The organism is Methylobacterium sp. GXS13 (assembly GCF_001455965.1).
In the GTDB taxonomy this organism is placed as follows: domain Bacteria; phylum Pseudomonadota; class Alphaproteobacteria; order Rhizobiales; family Beijerinckiaceae; genus Methylobacterium.
Map to the genome: position 1 here is coordinate 99,540 of NZ_LKKO01000047.1, position 18,528 is coordinate 118,067.

General features: G+C 66.4%; 19 protein-coding genes and 2 tRNA genes. 9 read left to right on the forward strand and 12 right to left on the reverse strand.

The window, feature by feature from the left end; all coding sequences use genetic code 11:
* Positions 1-27 precede the first annotated feature (27 nt).
* The 4 genes from AO398_RS17495 to hemB form a co-directional block, all read right to left on the reverse strand.
* Positions 28-774, reverse strand: a complete 747-nt coding sequence (locus tag AO398_RS17495) for an arginyltransferase (RefSeq protein ID WP_058193383.1) — start codon at positions 772-774, stop codon at positions 28-30.
* A gap of 123 nt (positions 775-897) precedes the next feature.
* Positions 898-1,386, reverse strand: coding sequence for an RDD family protein (locus AO398_RS17500; RefSeq protein WP_058193384.1), 489 nt, complete (start codon positions 1,384-1,386; stop codon positions 898-900).
* A gap of 81 nt (positions 1,387-1,467) precedes the next feature.
* Positions 1,468-1,797 carry a hypothetical protein gene (locus AO398_RS17505; protein WP_244498815.1) on the reverse strand — a complete coding sequence of 110 codons (330 nt, stop codon included), beginning with the start codon at positions 1,795-1,797 and terminating at the stop codon, positions 1,468-1,470.
* Between the two features lie 35 nt (positions 1,798-1,832).
* Entirely contained in the window at positions 1,833-2,891 is a 1,059-nt protein-coding gene (hemB, locus tag AO398_RS17510) for a porphobilinogen synthase (protein WP_058193386.1), read from the reverse strand.
* A gap of 224 nt (positions 2,892-3,115) precedes the next feature.
* Between hemB and AO398_RS17515 the strand changes: the two genes are divergently transcribed.
* Both AO398_RS17515 and AO398_RS17520 read left to right on the forward strand, forming a co-directional pair.
* Positions 3,116-3,556 (forward strand): DUF6163 family protein, encoded by a 441-nt coding sequence (locus AO398_RS17515; protein WP_243954648.1) that lies wholly within the window; start codon positions 3,116-3,118, stop codon positions 3,554-3,556.
* 162 nt (positions 3,557-3,718) lie between these two features.
* Positions 3,719-4,231 carry a winged helix DNA-binding protein gene (locus AO398_RS17520; RefSeq protein ID WP_058193388.1) on the forward strand — a complete coding sequence of 171 codons (513 nt, stop codon included), beginning with the start codon at positions 3,719-3,721 and terminating at the stop codon, positions 4,229-4,231.
* A gap of 10 nt (positions 4,232-4,241) precedes the next feature.
* Here the strand turns inward: AO398_RS17520 and AO398_RS17525 are convergent, their stop codons facing one another.
* Positions 4,242-4,844, reverse strand: coding sequence for an exopolysaccharide biosynthesis protein (locus tag AO398_RS17525; protein ID WP_279596439.1), 603 nt, complete (start codon positions 4,842-4,844; stop codon positions 4,242-4,244).
* 305 nt (positions 4,845-5,149) lie between these two features.
* Here AO398_RS17525 and bcsS point away from each other — a divergent pair, with 305 nt between their 5' ends.
* Positions 5,150-5,872, forward strand: coding sequence for a cellulose biosynthesis protein BcsS (gene bcsS / locus AO398_RS17530; protein WP_082643322.1), 723 nt, complete (start codon positions 5,150-5,152; stop codon positions 5,870-5,872).
* On the opposite strand, the gene AO398_RS17535 is transcribed toward bcsS, so the two are convergent.
* Positions 5,839-7,437 carry a cryptochrome/photolyase family protein gene (locus AO398_RS17535; protein ID WP_058193390.1) on the reverse strand — a complete coding sequence of 533 codons (1,599 nt, stop codon included), beginning with the start codon at positions 7,435-7,437 and terminating at the stop codon, positions 5,839-5,841. The genes bcsS and AO398_RS17535 overlap by 34 nt on opposite strands.
* Before the next feature lie 3 nt (positions 7,438-7,440).
* On the reverse strand, positions 7,441-8,175 hold the full coding sequence (locus AO398_RS17540) for an SDR family oxidoreductase (RefSeq protein WP_058193391.1): 735 nt from the start codon (positions 8,173-8,175) through the stop codon (positions 7,441-7,443).
* A gap of 110 nt (positions 8,176-8,285) precedes the next feature.
* Between AO398_RS17540 and AO398_RS17545 the strand changes: the two genes are divergently transcribed.
* Both AO398_RS17545 and AO398_RS17550 read left to right on the forward strand, forming a co-directional pair.
* A complete protein-coding gene (locus tag AO398_RS17545; RefSeq protein ID WP_058193392.1) occupies positions 8,286-9,149 on the forward strand; it encodes a formyltransferase family protein in 864 nt (287 codons plus the stop codon).
* 77 nt (positions 9,150-9,226) lie between these two features.
* Positions 9,227-9,568, forward strand: a complete 342-nt coding sequence (locus AO398_RS17550) for a hypothetical protein (RefSeq protein WP_058193393.1) — start codon at positions 9,227-9,229, stop codon at positions 9,566-9,568.
* A gap of 271 nt (positions 9,569-9,839) precedes the next feature.
* On the opposite strand, the gene AO398_RS17555 is transcribed toward AO398_RS17550, so the two are convergent.
* Positions 9,840-10,865, reverse strand: coding sequence for a hypothetical protein (locus AO398_RS17555; protein WP_058193394.1), 1,026 nt, complete (start codon positions 10,863-10,865; stop codon positions 9,840-9,842).
* A 502-nt stretch (positions 10,866-11,367) separates the two neighbouring features.
* Between AO398_RS17555 and AO398_RS17560 the strand changes: the two genes are divergently transcribed.
* Positions 11,368-11,649: a PilZ domain-containing protein gene (locus AO398_RS17560; protein ID WP_058193395.1), complete on the forward strand. Its 282-nt coding sequence runs from the start codon at positions 11,368-11,370 to the stop codon at positions 11,647-11,649.
* 185 nt (positions 11,650-11,834) lie between these two features.
* Here AO398_RS17560 and AO398_RS17565 read toward each other — a convergent pair.
* The 3 genes from AO398_RS17565 to aroA all read right to left on the reverse strand — a co-directional run bounded on the left by AO398_RS17565 (position 11,835) and on the right by aroA (position 13,997).
* Positions 11,835-11,910: transfer RNA gene (locus AO398_RS17565), tRNA-Lys, on the reverse strand.
* Positions 11,911-12,005: 95 nt separating this feature from the next.
* Complete coding sequence (gene cmk / locus AO398_RS17570; RefSeq protein WP_058193396.1) at positions 12,006-12,644, reverse strand: (d)CMP kinase; 639 nt, start codon at positions 12,642-12,644, stop codon at positions 12,006-12,008.
* 3 nt (positions 12,645-12,647) lie between these two features.
* Positions 12,648-13,997, reverse strand: coding sequence for a 3-phosphoshikimate 1-carboxyvinyltransferase (gene aroA, locus AO398_RS17575; protein ID WP_058193397.1), 1,350 nt, complete (start codon positions 13,995-13,997; stop codon positions 12,648-12,650).
* A gap of 242 nt (positions 13,998-14,239) precedes the next feature.
* On the opposite strand from aroA, the gene AO398_RS17580 reads away from it, so the two are divergent.
* The gene (locus tag AO398_RS17580; RefSeq protein WP_082643323.1) at positions 14,240-14,617 is read left to right on the forward strand and encodes a TIGR02300 family protein; all 378 of its coding nucleotides are present in this window, start codon (positions 14,240-14,242) and stop codon (positions 14,615-14,617) included.
* A gap of 178 nt (positions 14,618-14,795) precedes the next feature.
* Positions 14,796-14,871: transfer RNA gene (locus AO398_RS17585), tRNA-Ala, on the forward strand.
* 81 nt (positions 14,872-14,952) lie between these two features.
* Here the strand turns inward: AO398_RS17585 and AO398_RS17590 are convergent.
* Entirely contained in the window at positions 14,953-15,441 is a 489-nt protein-coding gene (locus tag AO398_RS17590) for an Lrp/AsnC family transcriptional regulator (protein ID WP_058193398.1), read from the reverse strand.
* Positions 15,442-15,831: 390 nt separating this feature from the next.
* Here AO398_RS17590 and mdeB point away from each other — a divergent pair, with 390 nt between their 5' ends.
* The gene (gene mdeB, locus AO398_RS17595) at positions 15,832-18,507 is read left to right on the forward strand and encodes an alpha-ketoglutarate dehydrogenase (RefSeq protein WP_058193399.1); all 2,676 of its coding nucleotides are present in this window, start codon (positions 15,832-15,834) and stop codon (positions 18,505-18,507) included.
* The last annotated feature ends 21 nt before the right edge of the window (positions 18,508-18,528 follow it).

The window sequence follows — 18,528 nt, forward strand, 5'->3', positions numbered from 1 at the left end:
CTGCACCTTCGGCTCGGGACCTGACGCTTAATCCACCCGGACCCAGCCCGGTCCCATAAGCCGCTCTTGGGGGCGGAAGCGGGCCTTGTAGTCCATCTTGCGCGATCCCTCGACCCAGTAGCCAAGATAGAGATACGGCAAGCCGAGTCGGCGGGCCCGGCGGATGTGGTCGAGGATCATGAACGTACCGGGCGAGCGCCCGGCTTCCTCAGGATCGTAGAACGAGTAGACCATCGAGAGCCCGTCCGCGAGCACGTCGGTCAGGCAGAAGGCGAGCGGCGCGCCGTAGCCGCGCCCGGTGATCGCCGTGTCCGGGCCGCGCCGCCGGTAGGATACGAGATGCGTGTCGACGTGGCTGTCCTCGATCATCATAGCGTAGTCGAGCACCGTCATGTCGACCATGCCGCCATCCCCGTGGCGGGCATCGAGATAGCGGCGGAATAGAGCGTATTGCTCGGATGCCGGGCGGTTGGGCTCCGGCGTCCCGATCCAGTCGTCGTTGCGGGCCAGGATGCGTTTCTGGCTGGCGCTCGGCTCGAAATCGTCAACGACGACCCGCACCGAGATGCAGGCCCGGCAGGTCTCGCAGGCCGGCCTATAGGCGATGGTCTGCGAGCGCCGGAAGCCACCCTGGGTCAGGATCTCGTTGAGATCCCGGGCGCGGCGCCCGACCAAGTGGGTGAACACCTTCCGCTCTTCCTGACCCGGAAGGTACGGGCACGGCGAAGGTGCGGTGAGGTAGAATTGCGGAGTGTCGCGCGGATGGCTCGTCACGCTTGGTCTTGACCCTGCACCGGATGGTCCTCGCGGCGCCGGCAAACCAGTCTACAGGCAGAGCGGGCCGGCTCAATGCCCAGGCGGCTCGCCGGGCGACAAATTCAACGCGCGCGACGTATCTCAGCGCGCGTGAACGACGGCCAGGCCGAGCAACAGATCGTGACCCAGCCGGCGATCCGATCGCATCAGCCCGAACAAGATATCAAGGCACCAGAGCAGGAACGTCGAGACCGCAACGTAGAACAGCAAGGCGTGAACTGCAGCAGTGATAAAATCGACCGCTCCGCCGCGCTCGGGCGCGACGACCCGAAGACCCATCAATCGCTGACCGACCGTGCTCTGTTTGGCACCGCCGACCGTAATCGCGCTGTAGATGATACCGCTCGCGGGCAAGACGGCGAACAAAGTCCAGCCAAGTCCGAACGTTACGACGCCGATGACCGTGATCAGCAGCGTCAGCACGGCGGTGAAGCCGAAGATGAACAGGATGTCGAGGAGGTACGCGACCGTGCGAGCGCCCAGGCTTGCGCGAACGAACGGAACAGGCAGCGAGGCGGCGTAGCCGGAAGTTTCGAAGCGCTCGGCGTAACCGGGTTGTGGGTTCTGCATGGTGTCGCGTCCTGCGAGCAAGGCTGCAAAAGAAAACGTAAGAGCGCCCTGGATCAGCCGCAAGGGCACCCCGGGTTAGGTTTAGTGCTCGGCAGGATCGTCGGCCGCGGCGTCCGGCGTTTCGAGATAGAAGCGCTTGAGCAGGTAGAGCGAGGGCCCCGATAGGTTGGCACCCTCTGTGGCCAGCGCGATGAGGGTCGCTCCAGCGTCGAAGCGGCAAGTCAGCCAATGCTGTCGATTGCCCTCCGCGTAATCGACTCGAACTGTATCCGCCGCGGGGCCAGGCGCCGCCCGGAGGAGCCTGATACCAGCCTGAGGCACGATTGCCGGCAAAGCGCGTCGGCACGTCGCGACCCGCTCCCGCCGCAGGGTATCCTGGCAGGCGGCGAGCCCCCCGAGGAAACCCGCCACCGCCGCTGTCCCGAGGAGCCAGCGGCGCCCGTACCTCACGAGGCGTTGCGGAGGCGTTCGGCGACCCGAGGCGCGTGATAGGTCAGGATCCCGTCTGCGCCGGCGCGCTTGAAGGATAGAAGAGCCTCAACCATGGCGCGGTCGCCGTCGAGCCAGCCGTTGCGAGCCGCAGCCTCGATCATCGCGTACTCGCCCGACACCTGATAGGCGAAGGTCGGCACCTGGAACTCATCCCGCACCCGGCGGATGATGTCGAGATAGGGCAGCCCAGGCTTGACCATCACCGAATCCGCCCCCTCCTCCAGGTCAAGGCGAACCTCGCGCAGCGCCTCCGCGGAATTGCCCGGATCCATCTGATAAGTGCGTTTGTCGCCGACCAATGCCGCCTTGGTGCCGATCGCATCGCGGAACGGCCCGTAGAACGCGCTGGCGTATTTGGCCGCGTAGGCCATGATCTGCACGTCGAGAAAGCCGGCCTTGTCGAGCCCAGCCCGAATCGCACCGACGCGCCCGTCCATCATGTCCGAGGGGGCGATGATGTCGGTCCCGGCCTCGGCCTGGATCAGGCTCTGCTCTACCAGGACCGCGACAGTCTCATCATTCAGGATGGCGCCGTCCTTCATCAAGCCATCGTGCCCGTGGCTGGTATACGGATCGAGCGCAACGTCGGTCATGATGCCGATCTCGGGTACCGCCTGCTTCACGGCGCGCACCGCGCGGCAGACGAGATTGTGGGCGTTAAGTGCCTCCGAGCCGGTCGGATCGCGTAGCTCGACCTCGGTGTAAGGGAAGAACGATACCGCCGGGATGCCCAGCCGCGCCGCGCGCTCGGCATCGCGCACGATCTCGTCGACCGAGAGCCTCTCGACCCCCGGCATCGAGGCGATCCCGCCGCGGTGGCGCTCACCGTCGATCACGAACATCGGCCAGATGAGATCGTCGACGGTCAGCGTATTCTCGCGGACCAGGCGGCGCGACCAGTCCGCCTTGCGGTTACGGCGCGGGCGCTGGGTGATCTTCAGCCCTTCTGGTCGGGCGCTCTCGCGGGCGGCCTCCAGGGCGATCGGGCGCGGCTCGGGCAAAAGGTCTGACATGCGGCTTCGGTATCGTGCGCGCGGTAAGGCAACGATCGCGCGGCGCATCGGCGCTGGGGCCGCTGAACTAGCACAGAGGCCAGGCGCGGTGAAATCAGGCCGTTGACGCGGGGCGCCGGAACCGCTTCAACTCCGCGCTTCCCCCCGAGCATGGATCCCGGCCTCCCGACGATGAACCGGCCTTCTTCAATGATGAGCAGGCCATAGTGCCCGGCTCCTTCCCGATGCGACGCAAGAGCGCCCGCCCCGGCGATCCACCGACCGATCGGATCGAACGTGCGCAAGGGCCGGCACCCGGGACCTGGGACACGCTGCTCGTCTGGTTCATGCGGATCACCGCCCTCTTCTGGCTGGGGAAGTGCATCGCGTCCTGGGCGGAGATCCTCGACGTGCTCCCGGGATCGCGGCCCTTCGAGATCGAACCGTTCGGCCGGCAGGCGGCGATCGTCTATTTCGCCGTGGTGGATGCGGCAGCGGCCATTGGACTGTGGTTGACGAGCGCCTGGGGCGGCGTGATCTGGTTGCTGGCCGTCACATCCGCACTGACATTAGCGGTGTTGACCCCGCAACTCGTGCCGATGCCGGTGCCGCTGCTCGTATTCGGCCTGACCGTCGTGCTGATGTACTTCCTGCTGTCCTGGCTGGCGGCGCAGGAAGCACGGTGAACGAACCGTTCTGATCTTCGCTTCAGTTTGTCTTTACCGCGAAGAGTAAATCGGGAATTCATCCTGTCGCTTAAATCGCCTTTCATTCCCGACCCATAGCTTAGCCATCATCAGCGGCACCGGATCGAACGGAAGCCGCAGCATCAGACGGTGAGGCAGACGATGAAGACCCAGAGCGCCCGAGTCGCGAAGAGCGAGACCCCGGAAGAAGTCCCGTCCGCCAAGGGCTCCTACCTGGAGGCGCTCCACCTGGTCGAGCGGCTGCACCGCCGGCTCCTCGATGTGATCAAGGACGAGTTCGAGCGGCGCGGCCGGGAAGACGTCAACAGCGTCCAGGCGCTGCTGCTCTACAACATCGGCGACAAGGAACTCACCGCGAGCGAGTTGCGGACCAAGGGCTACTATCTCGGCTCGAACGTGTCCTACAACGTCAAGAAGCTGGTCGAAGCCGGCTACCTGCACCACGCCCGCTCTAAGACGGACCGCCGCTCGGTCCGAATCAGCCTCACCGACAAGGGACGGCAGGTCCACGAGATCATCCAGGGTCTCTACGACAAGCATGCCCGAACGATCGCGCCGATCGGCGGCATCTCGGACGATGATTTCGGCCGGTTGAACACGGCCCTGGGCCGTCTTGAGCGCTTCTGGACCGACCAGATCCGTTACCGGCTCTGATCCGCCTTGCTCAGAGGTTCAGCAGACCGACGATCCCGGCGATGACCGCGTAGGCGAAGCCGGCATTGATGGCGACGCCGAACACGCCGATCACCAATCCGCCCATCACGACGAGGCCGTCGCGCTCGACGAGGCCGAGGCCCACGAGACAGACGGCGAGACCAAGAGGAATTTGCCCGACAATCGGCGCAGCCACGATCAGCGCCAACGCCAGAGTCAACAGGGCGATCCCCATGCCACGCATGCCGAGCGCGGTCTCGAACACGCTGACTCGCGGACGCGACCAGCGCTCCAGCCGCCTCAGGATCGGGACCGCACGGGTGACCGCCCGCCGGACATCTGTGAGCGCAATCGAGCGACCAAGCAGAATCCGGGGCAGCCAGGGTGCCGACATGCCCGCCGCGATCTGCACGGCCACGAGAAGCAAAAGCAAGCCGCAGATCAGTGGGATCGGCGGTGGCATCGGCAGGCAGTTCGGCAAGCCGAGCAACACCACAAGCAACGCAAAGGCGCGATCCCGCAGGACCGCGACGATGTCGCCCACGGTGAGGCGCTCCCCCTCCTGGCTCGCCAGCACAGTGAGGACGTCCGACGTTCGTGCACCGGCAGTCAAGGATCCGCCAACCTTCGCTGTCCTGGGGCGGGCTCTAGCCGAGATCACCCGGCAGGCCAAGCGCGGGGCGCTCACGCGACCTCATACCGATTGTGAACCGCGGGATTCAAACCTGAGATACGCATCTCGGGCTTCAAGTAAATCTCACGTCGCCCCAAGCATACAGGCCTGGCCGAGTGGCCTCGCGAATGAAACGCCTGCGCAATTCCCGATATCTTTTCGGTGAATCTAAGCTGACTCGGGCTGCCTATTCCCAAGATTAACACTAGGTTTACGGCCTCACCGCCGGGAGCCGCTCCGTGTGCATGCGCCGGATCGTCACGAAAGGCCACACGAGGAGGATTGTTGCTGTTCTGGCGGCCCCGACTCTTCTTGCACAGGCACTTCCAGCACGCAGCGGCGAGGTCGACACGCTGCTGTTCGGCAGTCTCGACGCGGCATCCGCGACATTTCTGACCGTCGGCGCAAAGTTCGGGCTGGGATCCCTCGACAAAGACGGCTTCGTCGCTCTAGCGAGCGTCGGCAGCGGCCGACAACGGGAACGCGGCGACTTCGGCCTACCGCGCACGCGCTACACGTTCAGCGCGGCGGCGGTGCTAGGTCGTCAATGGTTCTTCGATTGGGGCGTAGCGGCCATCTTTGCGGGACCCGAAGGGTCGGTGGAGATGCTAGCCGACCCACACGCACCGATGGTCTTGCCTGCCGCGTATGGCCTGCGCGTGCACGGCGAGATCTGGGCCCGCCTGACCGAGAACACGCTCCTCCAAGCAACTGCCATCGGAGGCTCGACGCGCAGCAGCCTGTGGGCACGCCTGGCCTGGGGCTATCGGTGCTGGGATGCCTATCTCGGCCCTGAACTCAGCGTCTACGGCGATGAGACGGGCTATCAAAAATGGGATCTCGGTTTGCACGCGACCGATTTCGCCATCGCCCGCTACAGCTTTCGTGTGTCCGTCGGCCTCCAGACCGAGTCGGGCCGGCGACGTGCATCCCCTTACGTGGCGTTGGCAGTCTGGTCGCCCTGGTGATCAGGGTCGGGCTCGGCCCTCAAAGATCCGAGGAATCGGGCGGCATCCTGTTGAATTTCGATACGACGGTGCTCGCCCATGCCGCGCAGGGTTCGATAAGGCATCATCATCCGCTGATTTCCCGCCAGCTTGTCCTCGTTTTCGATTAAAAAATTCCAGTACAAGTAGTTGACCGGACAGGCGTCCGGCCCCGACTTGACCTTAACGTCGTACGCGCAGCCAGTGCAGTAATCTGACATGCGGTCGATATACGCTCCCGAAGCCGCGTAGGGCTTCGAACCCATCACGCCCCCGTCAGCCCACAGCACCATGCCGTGAACGTTGGGCAGTTCGACCCATTCATAGGCGTCGGCGAACACGATCAGGTACCATTCCTCGACCTGTGCCGGCTCCAGGCCGGCGATCAAGGCAAAATTGCCGGTCACCATCAGACGCTGAATGTGGTGAGCGTAGGCGTGGCGGCGGGTATCCGCGACCACGTTGGCGATGCAATTGAGCTTCGTCACGCCCGACCAGTAGAACCACGGCAAGTCCCGGCCCGCACCCAATGCGTTGGTCTCGCGATACTCAGGCATCCGCGCCCAGTAGACGCCGCGGACATATTCGCGCCAGCCGAGGATCTGCCGGATAAACCCTTCGACACAGTTGAGCGGGGCGGATCCATCCCGGTAAGCACGCTCGGCGGCCCAGCAGACTTCCTCGGCGGTCAAGAGGCCGGCATTCAGGGGCGGCGATAGCAGTGCGTGATACAGATACGGTGCCCCCGCCTTCATGGCGTCCTGATAATCACCGAACGTCGGCAGACAGACAGCGATGAAGTGCTTGAGCGCTGCGAGCGCATCGGCCCGGGTCACCGGCCAGGAGAAGGTTGCCAAATCGCCGAAATGATCGGCGAACTCCCGTTCGACGAGTGCAATAGTTTCTCGGGTTGTCGCATCGGGTTGGAAACCGACCCGGTCCGGCAGCCGATGTCCCTTGGGGAGGCGTTTCCGGTTGTCGGGGTCGAAATTCCAGCGGCCGCCGACAGGCTCGCCGCCATCCATGAGCAGGCCGGTCCGACGCCGCATGCCGCGGTAGAACGTCTCCATTCGCAGATGGTGGCGCCCCTCGGCCCATCGAGCGAAATCCTCGCGCGGGCATAGAAATCTGTTGTCCGAGCGGATCTCCAGCGGGACGGGCAACGTCTCGCGCCAGTCCTGCATCATATCCCAGACCCGCCACTCGCCGGGCTCGGTGACGACGACTCGCTCGGGCGCGTGGCGCGCCACCGCGCGCTTCAACTCGCCGGTGAAGCTACCGGCGTTGTCGGGATCGGTTAGGTGGACATAGTCGACCGTTACCCCCTCGGCCTCCAATTCGGCCGCGAAATGGCGCATGGCTGCGAACAGGAAAGCGATCTTCTGCTTGTGATGGCGAACGTACGTCGCCTCGTCCCGCACCTCGACGAGCAGGACGGTGTCGTGTGCGAGATCGAGGTCGATCAGGCTCGATACGCGCCGATTCAGCTGATCGCCGAGGACGAAGCGGAGCGAGCCCCCGGTTCGCGCTGTAAATTTCGCTGCCACCCCTCAGCCCTTGGTACGCAGGGTCGCGCGACCGCCATCGACGCCGATCACTTGGCCGGTGATCCAGGCCGCCTCGTCTGAGACCAGGAAGGCCGCGAGCGCCGCGACATCCTCGGGACGACCGAGCCGCTGAAGCGCGTGCATGGCGGCGATTCCCTGGGCCAGGGTCTCGTTGCCGGTGATGGCAGCGGCCAGCGGCGTTCTTGTCAGTGACGGCGCAACCACGTTGACGCGGATCTGCGGCGCCAACTCGGCTGCGAGCGAGAGGCCGAGCCCCTCGACGGCGCCCTTGGCCATCGCGACGGAAGCATGGGCAGGAAACCCTTGCGCGGCCGCCACCGTCGAGAACAACACGATCCCGGACCCCGCCTCCCCGGCGCCGGCCTTCAGTGCAGCGGCAGCGGATTGCACTGCCGAGAAGGCCCCGAGGGCATTGATGCGGAAATCGGTCTCCACATCGGCCCGGGTCAGGCGCCCGAGTGGCCGCAGGTTGATCGTGCCGATGGCGTAGACCAGGCCGGCCAGCTCAGAACCGGCCGCCTCGCTGGCGGCGGCGAAGAAGCCCGGATCGCCGACATCGCCTGCCGTGAACGTTGTTTCCCCGAGTTCGTCGGCCGCGCGCGACAGGCGCTCACCGTCCCGAGCCGCGAGATGAAGGGCATAACCACGGGCCCGCAACGCCCGGGCGGTGGCCAAGCCAATGCCGCCCGTCCCGCCGTAGATCAGAACCTGTCGCACCTGCGGTCCTCTTGCTACCCATCCTGCTCCGAACAAAGTAAGGCCGGTAGCGTCCCGGGGCAGGCGGCAGGCCGCTCCGCTCCACGTTCACAAGGTCGCAGGCGGCAGGGATGAAGTTCGCGTTCGCCGGCATCGACTTTTTGGGCGGCGTGTTCGAGGGTCTCGTCGAGGCCGGCTGGAAGCCGATCAAGCTGTTCACCCGGCCCTGCGACGGGATCTACGATCACAACGACGTGCTGGTCGCCCGTGCGCGTTCGATGCGCCTCCCAATCCAGCTGTCGCGCATCCGCGAACGCGATATCGAGGCGCTGCAGGCCGAGCATGGCAGGGATTGGGCGCTGGTGGTGGCGGGCTATCCCTGGCTGGTGAAGGGCTGGCGCGGCCGTGCCACCTACGGCCTGAACATCCACCCCTCCCCGCTACCGACCGGGCGCGGCCCCTACCCGCTGTTTCGGGCGGTCCTGGACCGTTACGAGACCTGGGGGGTCACCGCCCATGTGCTCGCCGATGGCTTCGACACCGGCGATATCCTGGCCCAAGACATCTTCAACCTCGACACTATCGAATCTCACGAGACCGTGCTGGCCAAGTGCCAGATGGCGGCCCGGCGTCTTGCCGTTGGACCGCTCGGCAAGGAATTGCCCGCGCGCTGGCGTCGCGCCGAGCCCCAGGGCGACGGCTCCTACTGGCCCCGGGCCACCGACGCCGACCGGACCCTCGATTTCCGCCAGGAAGTGGAGCCGATCCTGCGCCGGGTCCGGGCTTTCGGCACCGTCGAGACGATCGCCAGACTGGGCGATGCGCGGGTCTACGTGGCCGAGGCGCTGGGCTGGCGCGAGCGCCATGGGCATATACCGGGGGCGGTGGTGCATCGCCATCGTCGGCACGTGGTGATCGCGGTGCTGGACGGCTACGTGCAGATCACCCGCTGGTCGCCGGTGCCTCTGGCCGAGGCGGGGCAGGTCGGTCGCTGAGATGGAGCGCTGAAACACCGGGAACACAATCGCGACGGCCGGGGTTTCCGCGAGCCCTGAACGTCACGGAGCCTTTCATGTCGACACGCGCAAGCCTCGCCGCAGCCCTCGGGTTTGCCGCGCTGTTCACCGGCACCGCCTTCGCGCAGGGCGTGATCGTCGAGTCCGACGATTTCGGCCCGGACGACGAGGTCGTGGTGCGCGATTACATCGTGAGCCGCCCAATAGGCCCCGGCCCAATCGTCGGCTCCATCCCGTTGCGTCCCGGCACCATCGTCCCGGAGGATGTGCGTCTGGCCCCGTTCACGGATGCGCCGAACCCGCGCTTACGGCGCTACGGCTATTTCGTGGCGCCGGGAGACAAGGTTGTCGTGGTTGATCCGACAACCCGAGCAGTCGTGCGCATCTTCGACCGCTAAGAACCGCGTTCGTCTTTCAACGCCGGTTCGGCTAACACCCTGGCGCGCACCAAGAATTGCGCCCGGGGGAAACATCATTAAGGTCAAGCCCTTTGCGCTCTCGAGCGAGACACTCCTCGTCTCGGTGCTGCTCCTCCTGTCGGCGGCCATGATGTTCGAGTGGATGGTCGTCTCGCCCAAAAGCCCAGGGTGCGCACTCCTGCGCGTGATCGGCGCTGCCCTCGCGGCCTTTGTGGCGATCCTGCCGTTCCGTAGAGCCTAGCAGGCACGCCTACCAGTCGCTCAGTGCGGCGCGCTTCCAGCGATCCGGGGCGACGCAGCGATACTCGAACGCTTCGTCCCAGGCATGGTCGCCAGGCGTGCAAGCGTCCTGGCTGTTGCGCGGCGGATTCGGTTGCGCCTCCCGGACCGAGGTGGCCTGAACTTGGCCCGCGTCGCTGACCTTGAATACCGCCCCCCTTGCCGTCCCATAGACGAGATCTCGACCGTCGAAGCCAAGGGTGCGGGCAAAGCTCCCGTCCCGATGACCGTCCACGGCGATCGACTGGCCTGACCCAAGCAGAATCGGCACGCCGGAAAACCGGCCGGCGGCGGTATCGATCCCGATTCCGTAGGTCCCCTCCCCCTGGAACGAAAAACCTCGATCGGTCACCGAGCCCGTGAGGTTGCCCAGCAGGATGCCGTAGCCAGTATGGGCACCCGGCACCCCGCCGGTAGAAATCTGCAGCCCGACCCGTTGCCGGTTACGGTCCGTGGTCGGCGACTGCGCAGAGACATCGATCTCCGCGCCGATGCAGGAGGCGACAGGGTCGGCTTCGTCGGTCATGTCCACGCAGTTGAAATTGCCCGCCCAGGACGGCCCAACTGGGCCGACTCCGTTGGCCTCCTTGAAGATCGTGCCGTTGACGGCGACGTTCTGCGCGCCCGTGCTGGCGAGGCTGCGATTGTGCAGCTCCCCCGTGATTGTCCACTCGTAGCCCGCATTGTGCGGACCCGACGAGCCAAGCGCCCAGAGCGCCTTGTAGGTATGGCCGGGCTCCCCCGATCCGTCGGGAATGTGTCGGTCGATCCGTAGGGTCGAGACCGCATCGAAGCCGGTGGGCCGGTTCCACAGGAAGGCGTGGCCGCCATCAAGACCGGGCAGGCCGCTGCCCTGCACATCGCGAGAAAAACCTGGTGGCCAAGGGAGGGGCAATGCGTGGATTGCGGGCTGGTCTGGCGTCTCAGCACAGACAGTTGCCGGCATCGCGGCGAGGACAAGATAGACTGGAATCGTGAGGGCGGGGCGAAAGCGCATGATCGTCTCAGGATGTCCAGTTGAGGGTCTATCGGTCTTCGCGGCTGCCCGCAGCTTGATGCGCCGGCACGGGAAAACGTTATGAGACCCGGCCCTTTGGTTGGGAGCCGACGCCCGGGCCGCGCGTTTGGATCCGACGGCAAGCCATGCTCAAATGCGACTTGGGCGAAAAGGGAGGGCGGCGGTGTCAAAGTCGCTAAGGTTTCTGCGGAATTGGTTTCTGCTGTCGATCCCGATCGGGTTGTTTGTGGGGCGCTTTATAAAAGCCGGTAAGGGACCGCCTCTACGCGACGATGAACGTCGGTAGGATACACGCCGCTTCGTAGGTGGGATACACTGGCGTGGTGGTGCGGCGGTTCCTCCACGAGCGTTCCGCCGATAGCCCTAGAGCTGCGATTTATTTTCCTACAAGCGTGAATTTGATCAATATATCATTAGCTGTTTCGATGCATCTTTACTGACATCGCGCCATAGTGGCCGACTTCGTTAGGGTCATTCGGCCATGCCCCGCAACGCCAGGCCTCCAATCGCCTTCGTCGAGCGCCGCGCAAGCGCCCGACAGGCCACAGCTCTCCTGGCCTACGCCCAGCACCCGGACGGCTCGCGCTTCCCCTGTCGGATCCAGAACCTCTCCGACAGCGGCGCGATGCTCGAATTCTTCGGTTCGCACGTGGTGGTGTTGGAAACGGCGTTCGATCTTGTCTTGGTCAATTCTGACATGCGATACGCAGTGAAACTCATCTGGCGGAAGGAACGGACCGCCGGGGTGCTGTTTTGTATGTAATATTGGTCAATTTTGTTGTACAGCCGGTGAAATCGGTCCGAAAATCATTTGGTTCTCGTAAAAAAGAACAAAACTCGGAACCGCATGACCGCTGCATGCAAATTATGCCCCGACGCAATCTAAGCAGTACTACACTTGCTTGGACTGTACCTAGATTCACCAGCTCATAATCAGTTCAGATTGTGTGGTGAGCGCGCTGGGACTCGAACCCAGGACCTACAGATTAAAAGTCCGTTGCTCTACCAGCTGAGCTACGCGCTCGCGTCCGAGGGACCGCTGGGGGCGGCCGCAGGGGGACGGCGCGTTCGCAATAGGTGAGCGGAGCCGGGGGGTCAACACGGGGCTGAGGCTGGAACCTATTCACCGTCGCCGCGGGCGCGCTCGACGATGCCTCGAGCTTCGGCGAAGGCAGCGTCCGGGTCGAGCTCCGTGGTGTCCAGCTGGACTGCGTCTTCGGCCATGCGTAGCGGTGCGGCGGCCCGGGAGGCGTCTCGGGCGTCGCGGGCTTCGATATCGGCCAGGATGGCCCCGAAAGTCGCGGCCTCGCCGCGGCCGGCAAGTTCCAAGTGGCGGCGACGGGCGCGCTCCTCGGACGAGGCGGTGATGTAAAGCTTCACGCTGGCATACGGGCAGACCACCGTCCCAATGTCGCGCCCGTCCAGGACGGCACCCTGGGGATCGGCCGCGAAGCGCCGCTGCCAAGCCAGCAGGGCGGCGCGAACCTCCGGGACCGCCGAAATCCGAGACGCGGCCTCGCCCATGGCGCGCTCGCGCAGGCGCGGGTCGTCGAGCCTGTCGACGTCGAGACCACGCGCTGCGTCGGACGCCGCCGCAGAATCGTCCAGCGACAAGCCAGCATCGATCAGCGTCAGCGCGACCGCGCGATAGAGCAGCCCCGTATCGAGATGGGGCAACCCGTAATGGTTGGCCAGCCGCTTGGCCAGCGTTCCCTTGCCCGACGCGGCCGGGCCGTCGATCGCGATGATGAGCGGCATGATCTAGGCCTCGATCCGGCCGCCGAGGGCCTGCATGGACGGCAGGAAGCTGGGGAAGCTCGTGGCAATCATTGCGCCATCGTCCACGGTGACCGGCGCCTTCGTGGCGAGCCCCATCACTAGGAACGCCATTGCGATCCGGTGATCGAGATGGGTCGCCACCAGCCCGCCGCCGGGCGCGGCCGTGTCGAGCCCCTCGACCACGAGGTCGTCGCCCTCCACGCTGTGTCGGACGCCGTTGGCAGCGAGCCCCGCCGCCACGGCCACGAGGCGGTCGGATTCCTTCACCCGCAATTCGTGGAGCCCATTCATACGAGTCCGGCCCGCGGCGAAACTCGCTGCCACCGCCAGGACCGGGTACTCGTCGATCATCGCGGGCGCGCGCTCGGCCGGTACGTCGACACCGGTGAGGCGGCTCGCCCGCACGCGCAGGTCCGCGACGGTCTCCCCGCCCTCCTCACGCTCGGCCACGCGCTCGATCTGCGCGCCCATCTCGAGGAGGGTGGTGATAAGCCCGGTGCGCAGCACGTTCATCATCACGCCCTCGATCACCACGTCGGAGCCGGGCACGATCAGGGCCGCCACCAAAGGGAAGGCCGCCGAGGACGGATCGGCCGGGACGATCACGTCGGTGCCACGCAGAGTCGGCTGCCCGGTGAGCGCGATCTTGCGACCATGGCCGCCCGGCCCGTGCGGCTCCACGCGGACTTCGGCGCCGAAGAGGCGCAGCATCCGCTCGGTGTGGTCGCGGGTGGCGGCCGCCTCAATCACCGTGGTAGTGCCGGGGGCGTTGAGACCGGCGAGCAGCACCGCCGACTTGATCTGTGCCGAGGCCGCCGGGGTCTCATAGGTGATCGGGATCGCCTCGTTGAGGCCGCGCAGGGTCAGGGGCACGCGGCCACCCTCAGCCTCGGACAGCACCTGCGCGCCCATGCGGGTGAGCGGATCGAGGATCCGGCGCATCGGGCGCGAGCGCAGCGACGCGTCGCCGTCGAACGTCGCGGTGACCGGCTGGCCGCCGACCACGCCCATCATGAGCCGCGAGCCGGTGCCGGCATTGCCGAAATCCAGAACCTCGCTCGGATCAGTGAGGCCGCCGATGCCCACGCCTCGCACCACCCAGCGCCCTTCGCCGAGGCGCTCGACGCCGGCGCCGAGCGCCTTCGCGGCGGCGGCGGTGCGCAGCACGTCGTCGCCCTCCAGCAGGCCCTCGACCCGGGTCTCGCCTTGGCTCAACAGCCCCAGGATCATGGCCCGGTGCGAGATCGACTTGTCGCCGGGCGGACGCAGGCGCCCGTTGAGCGGCGTGCCCGGTGCGGCGGTGAGGGGTTGGGGAGGCGAGTCGTGCGACACGGGGGTGTCCGTTCGGGTGTCTCGGGTGGGCCAGGATCCGGCGCATTGCGCGGGGGCGCCGCGGAGCTGCAATCGGTCGGTGAACTGGCGGCGCGGTTAACACGCGTGCCGGCCCGCGTCATCCATCGCGCCCGGTGGCTGACGCCCCTGAAACGGGGGGCTGCGGCTCGATTGACAGGGTCAGAGGCCGCGACTAACGGGCCCGTCTTTCGAAGACGGCAGAGACGACGAGGTGTGCGCCCGTGGCCCGACCCGAACTTGGCATGAAGCGCCAATGCATGAGTTGCGGCGCGAAGTTCTACGACCTCGCCCGCGATCCCGCGAGCTGCCCGAAATGCGGTGCGCTCTACCAGGCGGCTGCGAGCCGCGTCGCAGCGCCCGTCTTGGCACGGGGCCCGGAGGCCGACGACGCGGATGAGACGGACGAGAAGGGTCCGGAATTGGTCTCCCTCGACGAGGTGGAGGCTGCCGAGGACGAGGCGGATCCGACTCCGGAGGACGTCACCGCCGACGAGGACGGGGAGTCCGACGCGGACGACACTTTCCTCGAGGAGGAGGATTCCGGCGACGACGTCTCCGACCTGATCGGCGGCGATCTAGAAACCGACGAAGAAAGCTGACCCCATTTCGAGCCCTCCCTTCGAAGAGTCTGCGGCGAGTCGGAGGGGGTCGGCATTTCGGCGAAGAAAGGCCGAAAAAAGGGGTTGAGTCCGCGTCACGAGCCGCCTATAGAACCGGCGTCGCCGGACGCAACCCGGTTGGCGAGACCCCGCGGGACCCAAACCGCGGTGGACAAGTGGGGCCTTAGCTCAGCTGGGAGAGCGCTTCCATGGCATGGAAGAGGTCATCGGTTCGATCCCGTTAGGCTCCACCATTCTTCCTTCAGCGTGACGCCGCCGGTCCAGGCCGGCGCCGCTGGGAAACTCGGAAATTCCTTATCCAGCGAAGGACCGGCTCACCGGTTCAGGTGCCCGAGCGGCAGCGCCGTCGTGTACTTCACTTGGCCGAGCGCGAAGCTGGAGCGGATGTTGGCCACCCCCGGGATGCGGGTGAGGTGGTCGAGAACCAGTCGCTGGTACTGGCCGAGATCCTCCACCACCACCCGCAGCATGTAGTCGGCCTCGCCGCTCATCAGGTAGCATTCCATCACCTCCGGGCGGCTGCGCACCGCCTCGTCGAAGGCCTGGAGGGCGGCCTGGGTCTGCTTCTCCAGGGAGACGTGGACGAAGACGTTCACCGCGAGCCCGAGGCTCATCGGATCCACCACCGCGACGCAGCCCCGGATGATCCCGGCTTCCTTCAGGTCGTTGACCCGGCGCCAGCACGGCGAGGTCGAGAGCCCGACCTGCTCGGCGAGGTCGGCGATGCTGATCTCGCTGTCCTGCTGCAGGCGTTCGAGGATGCGCAGGGAGGCGGCGTCGAGATGGACCGGTCGGGAGACCATTTTTTTCGCTCTTCGGTTTGCCGCGGGCATATCATGCCGGGGCGCGTTGGGCGGCAGGAAAGTTTTAGTGCAGATCGATGTGGGCGGCCGTTCCTGCATGCGCCGACCGTCATTGCGAGCGCAGCGAAGCAACCTAGGAACGCGCTACGTCTTGAGATCGCGCGCCGCCCTGGGTTGCTTCGCTGCGCTCGCAATGACGGCGAGGGACGATCTAACTGGATGTTGCATCGGGGGCGTGCGGATGCGTCCTCAATAGTCGCGGCATGATTGCCCGTCTTCACTGGCAAATCCGGCAAAACATGCCAATTATCGGCCCTGCGTAACAAAAATCCGGCATGCCGCCCCGCGCGGCAACCCGTATGCTCCGATCAAAAGCTGGGAGCCGCGCCGATGAACGCCATACTGCCGAGGACGACGATCGCGCGGTCCGCCGAGGTCGATCACGATCCGGCCGAGACGCAGGATTGGCTGGCCGCCCTCGAATCCCTGTTCCGCACCGAAGGCGCGGCCCGGGCGCGATTCATCCTCGACCGGCTGGAGCGGCGCTCGAAGGAGATCGGCATCCTCGACGAAGCCCTGCCCTATTCGCCCTACCGCAACACCATCGCGCTGGAGAAGCAGCCGCGCTACCCGGGCGACCTCGACATCGAGGAGCGGCTCACCTCGATCATGCGCTGGAACGCGCTCGCCATGGTGGTGCGCGCCAACATGGCTTACGGCGAGCTTGGTGGGCACGTGGCGAGCTACGCCTCGGCGGCTGAGCTGTTCGAGGTCGGGTTCAACCACTTCTTCAAGGGCGGTGCGGACGGCGACCTCGTCTACTTCCAGCCGCATTCGGCGCCGGGGGTCTACGCCCGGGCCTTCCTGGAAGGGCGGCTCTCCGAGGAGCAGCTGAAGCATTACCGCCAGGAGATCGCCGGCGACGGCCTCTGCTCCTATCCGCATCCCTGGCTGATGCCGGATTTCTGGCAGGTGCCCACCGGCTCGATGGGCATCGGCCCGATCCACGCGGTCTACCAGGCGCGGTTCATGCGCTATCTCGGGCATCGCGGCTTGGCCGACACCTCCGCCCGGCACGTCTGGGGCGTGTTCGGCGACGGCGAGATGGACGAGCCGGAATCGATCGGCGGCCTGGCGCTCGCCGCCCGGGAGAAGCTCGACAACCTCACCTTCGTCATCAACTGCAACCTGCAGCGGCTGGACGGCCCGGTGCGCGGCAACGGCCAGATCATCCAGGAGCTGGAGAGCCTGTTCCGGGGCGCGGGCTGGAACGTCATCAAGGTGCTGTGGGGCTCGGAGTGGGACGCGATCTTCGCCCGCGACACCAACCACGCCCTGCTGCGCCGCTTCGCCGACACCGTGGACGGCAAGTACCAGACGCTCGGCGCCAAGGACGGCGCCTACAACCTCGCGCATTTCTTCGGGGAGGACGAGGAGGTCCGTGAACTGGTCGCGCATATGTCGGATGCCGATGTCGACCGGCTGAAGCGCGGCGGCCACGATTTCCGCAAGCTCTACGCCGCCTTCGCCGCCGCCAAGGCCACGAAGGGCCGGCCGACCGTGATCCTGGCCAAGACCAAGAAAGGTTACGGCATGGGCGGCGCGGGCGAATCGCGCATGACCGCCCATCAGGCCAAGAAGCTCGACGTGGATGCGCTGCGCGCCTTCCGCGACCGTTTCGCCCTGCCGCTCTCCGACGCGCAGGTGGAAGGCCTGGCCTTCTACAAGCCGGCCGAGGATGGGGCCGAGATGCGCTACCTGCGCGAGCGCCGGGAGATGCCGGGCGGCGTGCTGCCGGCCCGCCGCCGCACCGCGCCGACCGTGGCTGTGCCGCCGCTCTCGACCTATGCGGGCTTCGCCCTGGAGGCGGCCGGCAAGGAGATGTCGACCACCACGGCGGTGGTCCGTCTGTTCGGCAACCTGCTGAAGCACAAGGATCTCGGGCCGCGCGTCGTCCCGATCGTCGCCGACGAGGCGCGCACATTCGGCATGGCCAACCTGTTCCGGCAGGTCGGGATCTACGCGCCGGAGGGGCAGCTCTACGAGCCGGAGGATGCCGGCTCGATGCTCTATTACCGCGAGGCGCGCGACGGGCAGCTGCTGGAAGAGGGCATCACCGAGGCCGGGGCGATCTCGTCCTGGACCGCGGCGGCCACCGCCTACAGCGTCCACGGCCTGTCGATGCTGCCGTTCTACATCTACTACTCGATGTTCGGCTTCCAGCGGGTCGGCGACCTGATCTGGGCGGCGGCCGACCAGCGCGCCCGCGGTTTTTTGATTGGCGCCACGGCGGGCCGCACCACGCTCGGCGGCGAGGGCCTGCAGCACCAGGACGGCTCGAGCCACCTCGCCGCCGCCGGCATCCCGAACTGCCGGGCCTATGACCCGGCCTTCGCCTACGAGATGGCGGTAATCGTCGATCGCGGCGCCCGGGCGATGATGGAAGAGGGCGAGGACGCCTTCTACTACCTCACCGCCATGAACGAGAACTACGCCCAGCCCTCCATGCCGGAGGGGGCCGAGGCCGGCATCCTGAAGGGGATGTACCGCCTGTCGGGGCCGGATTCGGAGACCACCGCGGTGCGGCTGCTGGGCTCGGGCGCGATCCTGCCCGAGGTGATCGCGGCCGCCGGACTGCTGGCGCAGGATTGGGGCATTGCCGCCGAGCTGTTCAGCGTCACCAGCTTCAGCGAGCTGGCCCGCGACGCCCGCGAGGCCGAGCGTCAGGCGATGCTCCACCCCGAGTCCGAGGCGCCGGTGAGCCACGTAGCCGCCCTGCTGCCGGGCGCGACCCCGATCGTGGCGGCGACCGACTACGTCCGGGCCTATCCGCAGCTGATCGCTTCCTATGTCGGCGCCCGGTTCGTAACGCTCGGCACCGACGGGTTCGGCCGCAGCGACACCCGCAACGCGCTCCGCCGCTTCTTCGAGGTGGACCGGCAGCACGTGGTGGTCGCGGCCCTCCACGCGCTCGCCGAGGCCGGCACAGTGCCCCGCGTCACGGTCGCCGAGGCGATCCGGCGCTACGGCATCGACGCCGACACGCCGGCGCCCTGGACGATCTGAGTCATCCAACCCGCACCCTCA

Excerpts from the sequence above, each read along its gene's own strand:
- AO398_RS17560 (WP_058193395.1), top strand. The coding sequence starts at position 11,368 with ATGCCCCGCAACGCCAGGCCTCCAATCGCCTTCGTCGAGCGCCGCGCA.
- AO398_RS17545 (WP_058193392.1), top strand. The coding sequence starts at position 8,286 with ATGAAGTTCGCGTTCGCCGGCATCGACTTTTTGGGCGGCGTGTTCGAG.
- cmk (WP_058193396.1), bottom strand. The coding sequence starts at position 12,644 with ATGCCGCTCATCATCGCGATCGACGGCCCGGCCGCGTCGGGCAAGGGA.
- AO398_RS17500 (WP_058193384.1), bottom strand. The coding sequence starts at position 1,386 with ATGCAGAACCCACAACCCGGTTACGCCGAGCGCTTCGAAACTTCCGGC.
- AO398_RS17520 (WP_058193388.1), top strand. The coding sequence starts at position 3,719 with ATGAAGACCCAGAGCGCCCGAGTCGCGAAGAGCGAGACCCCGGAAGAA.
- bcsS (WP_082643322.1), top strand. The coding sequence starts at position 5,150 with ATGCGCCGGATCGTCACGAAAGGCCACACGAGGAGGATTGTTGCTGTT.
- AO398_RS17550 (WP_058193393.1), top strand. The coding sequence starts at position 9,227 with ATGTCGACACGCGCAAGCCTCGCCGCAGCCCTCGGGTTTGCCGCGCTG.
- AO398_RS17515 (WP_243954648.1), top strand. The coding sequence starts at position 3,116 with ATGCGACGCAAGAGCGCCCGCCCCGGCGATCCACCGACCGATCGGATC.
- AO398_RS17555 (WP_058193394.1), bottom strand. The coding sequence starts at position 10,865 with ATGCGCTTTCGCCCCGCCCTCACGATTCCAGTCTATCTTGTCCTCGCC.
- mdeB (WP_058193399.1), top strand. The coding sequence starts at position 15,832 with ATGAACGCCATACTGCCGAGGACGACGATCGCGCGGTCCGCCGAGGTC.
- AO398_RS17590 (WP_058193398.1), bottom strand. The coding sequence starts at position 15,441 with ATGGTCTCCCGACCGGTCCATCTCGACGCCGCCTCCCTGCGCATCCTC.
- hemB (WP_058193386.1), bottom strand. The coding sequence starts at position 2,891 with ATGTCAGACCTTTTGCCCGAGCCGCGCCCGATCGCCCTGGAGGCCGCC.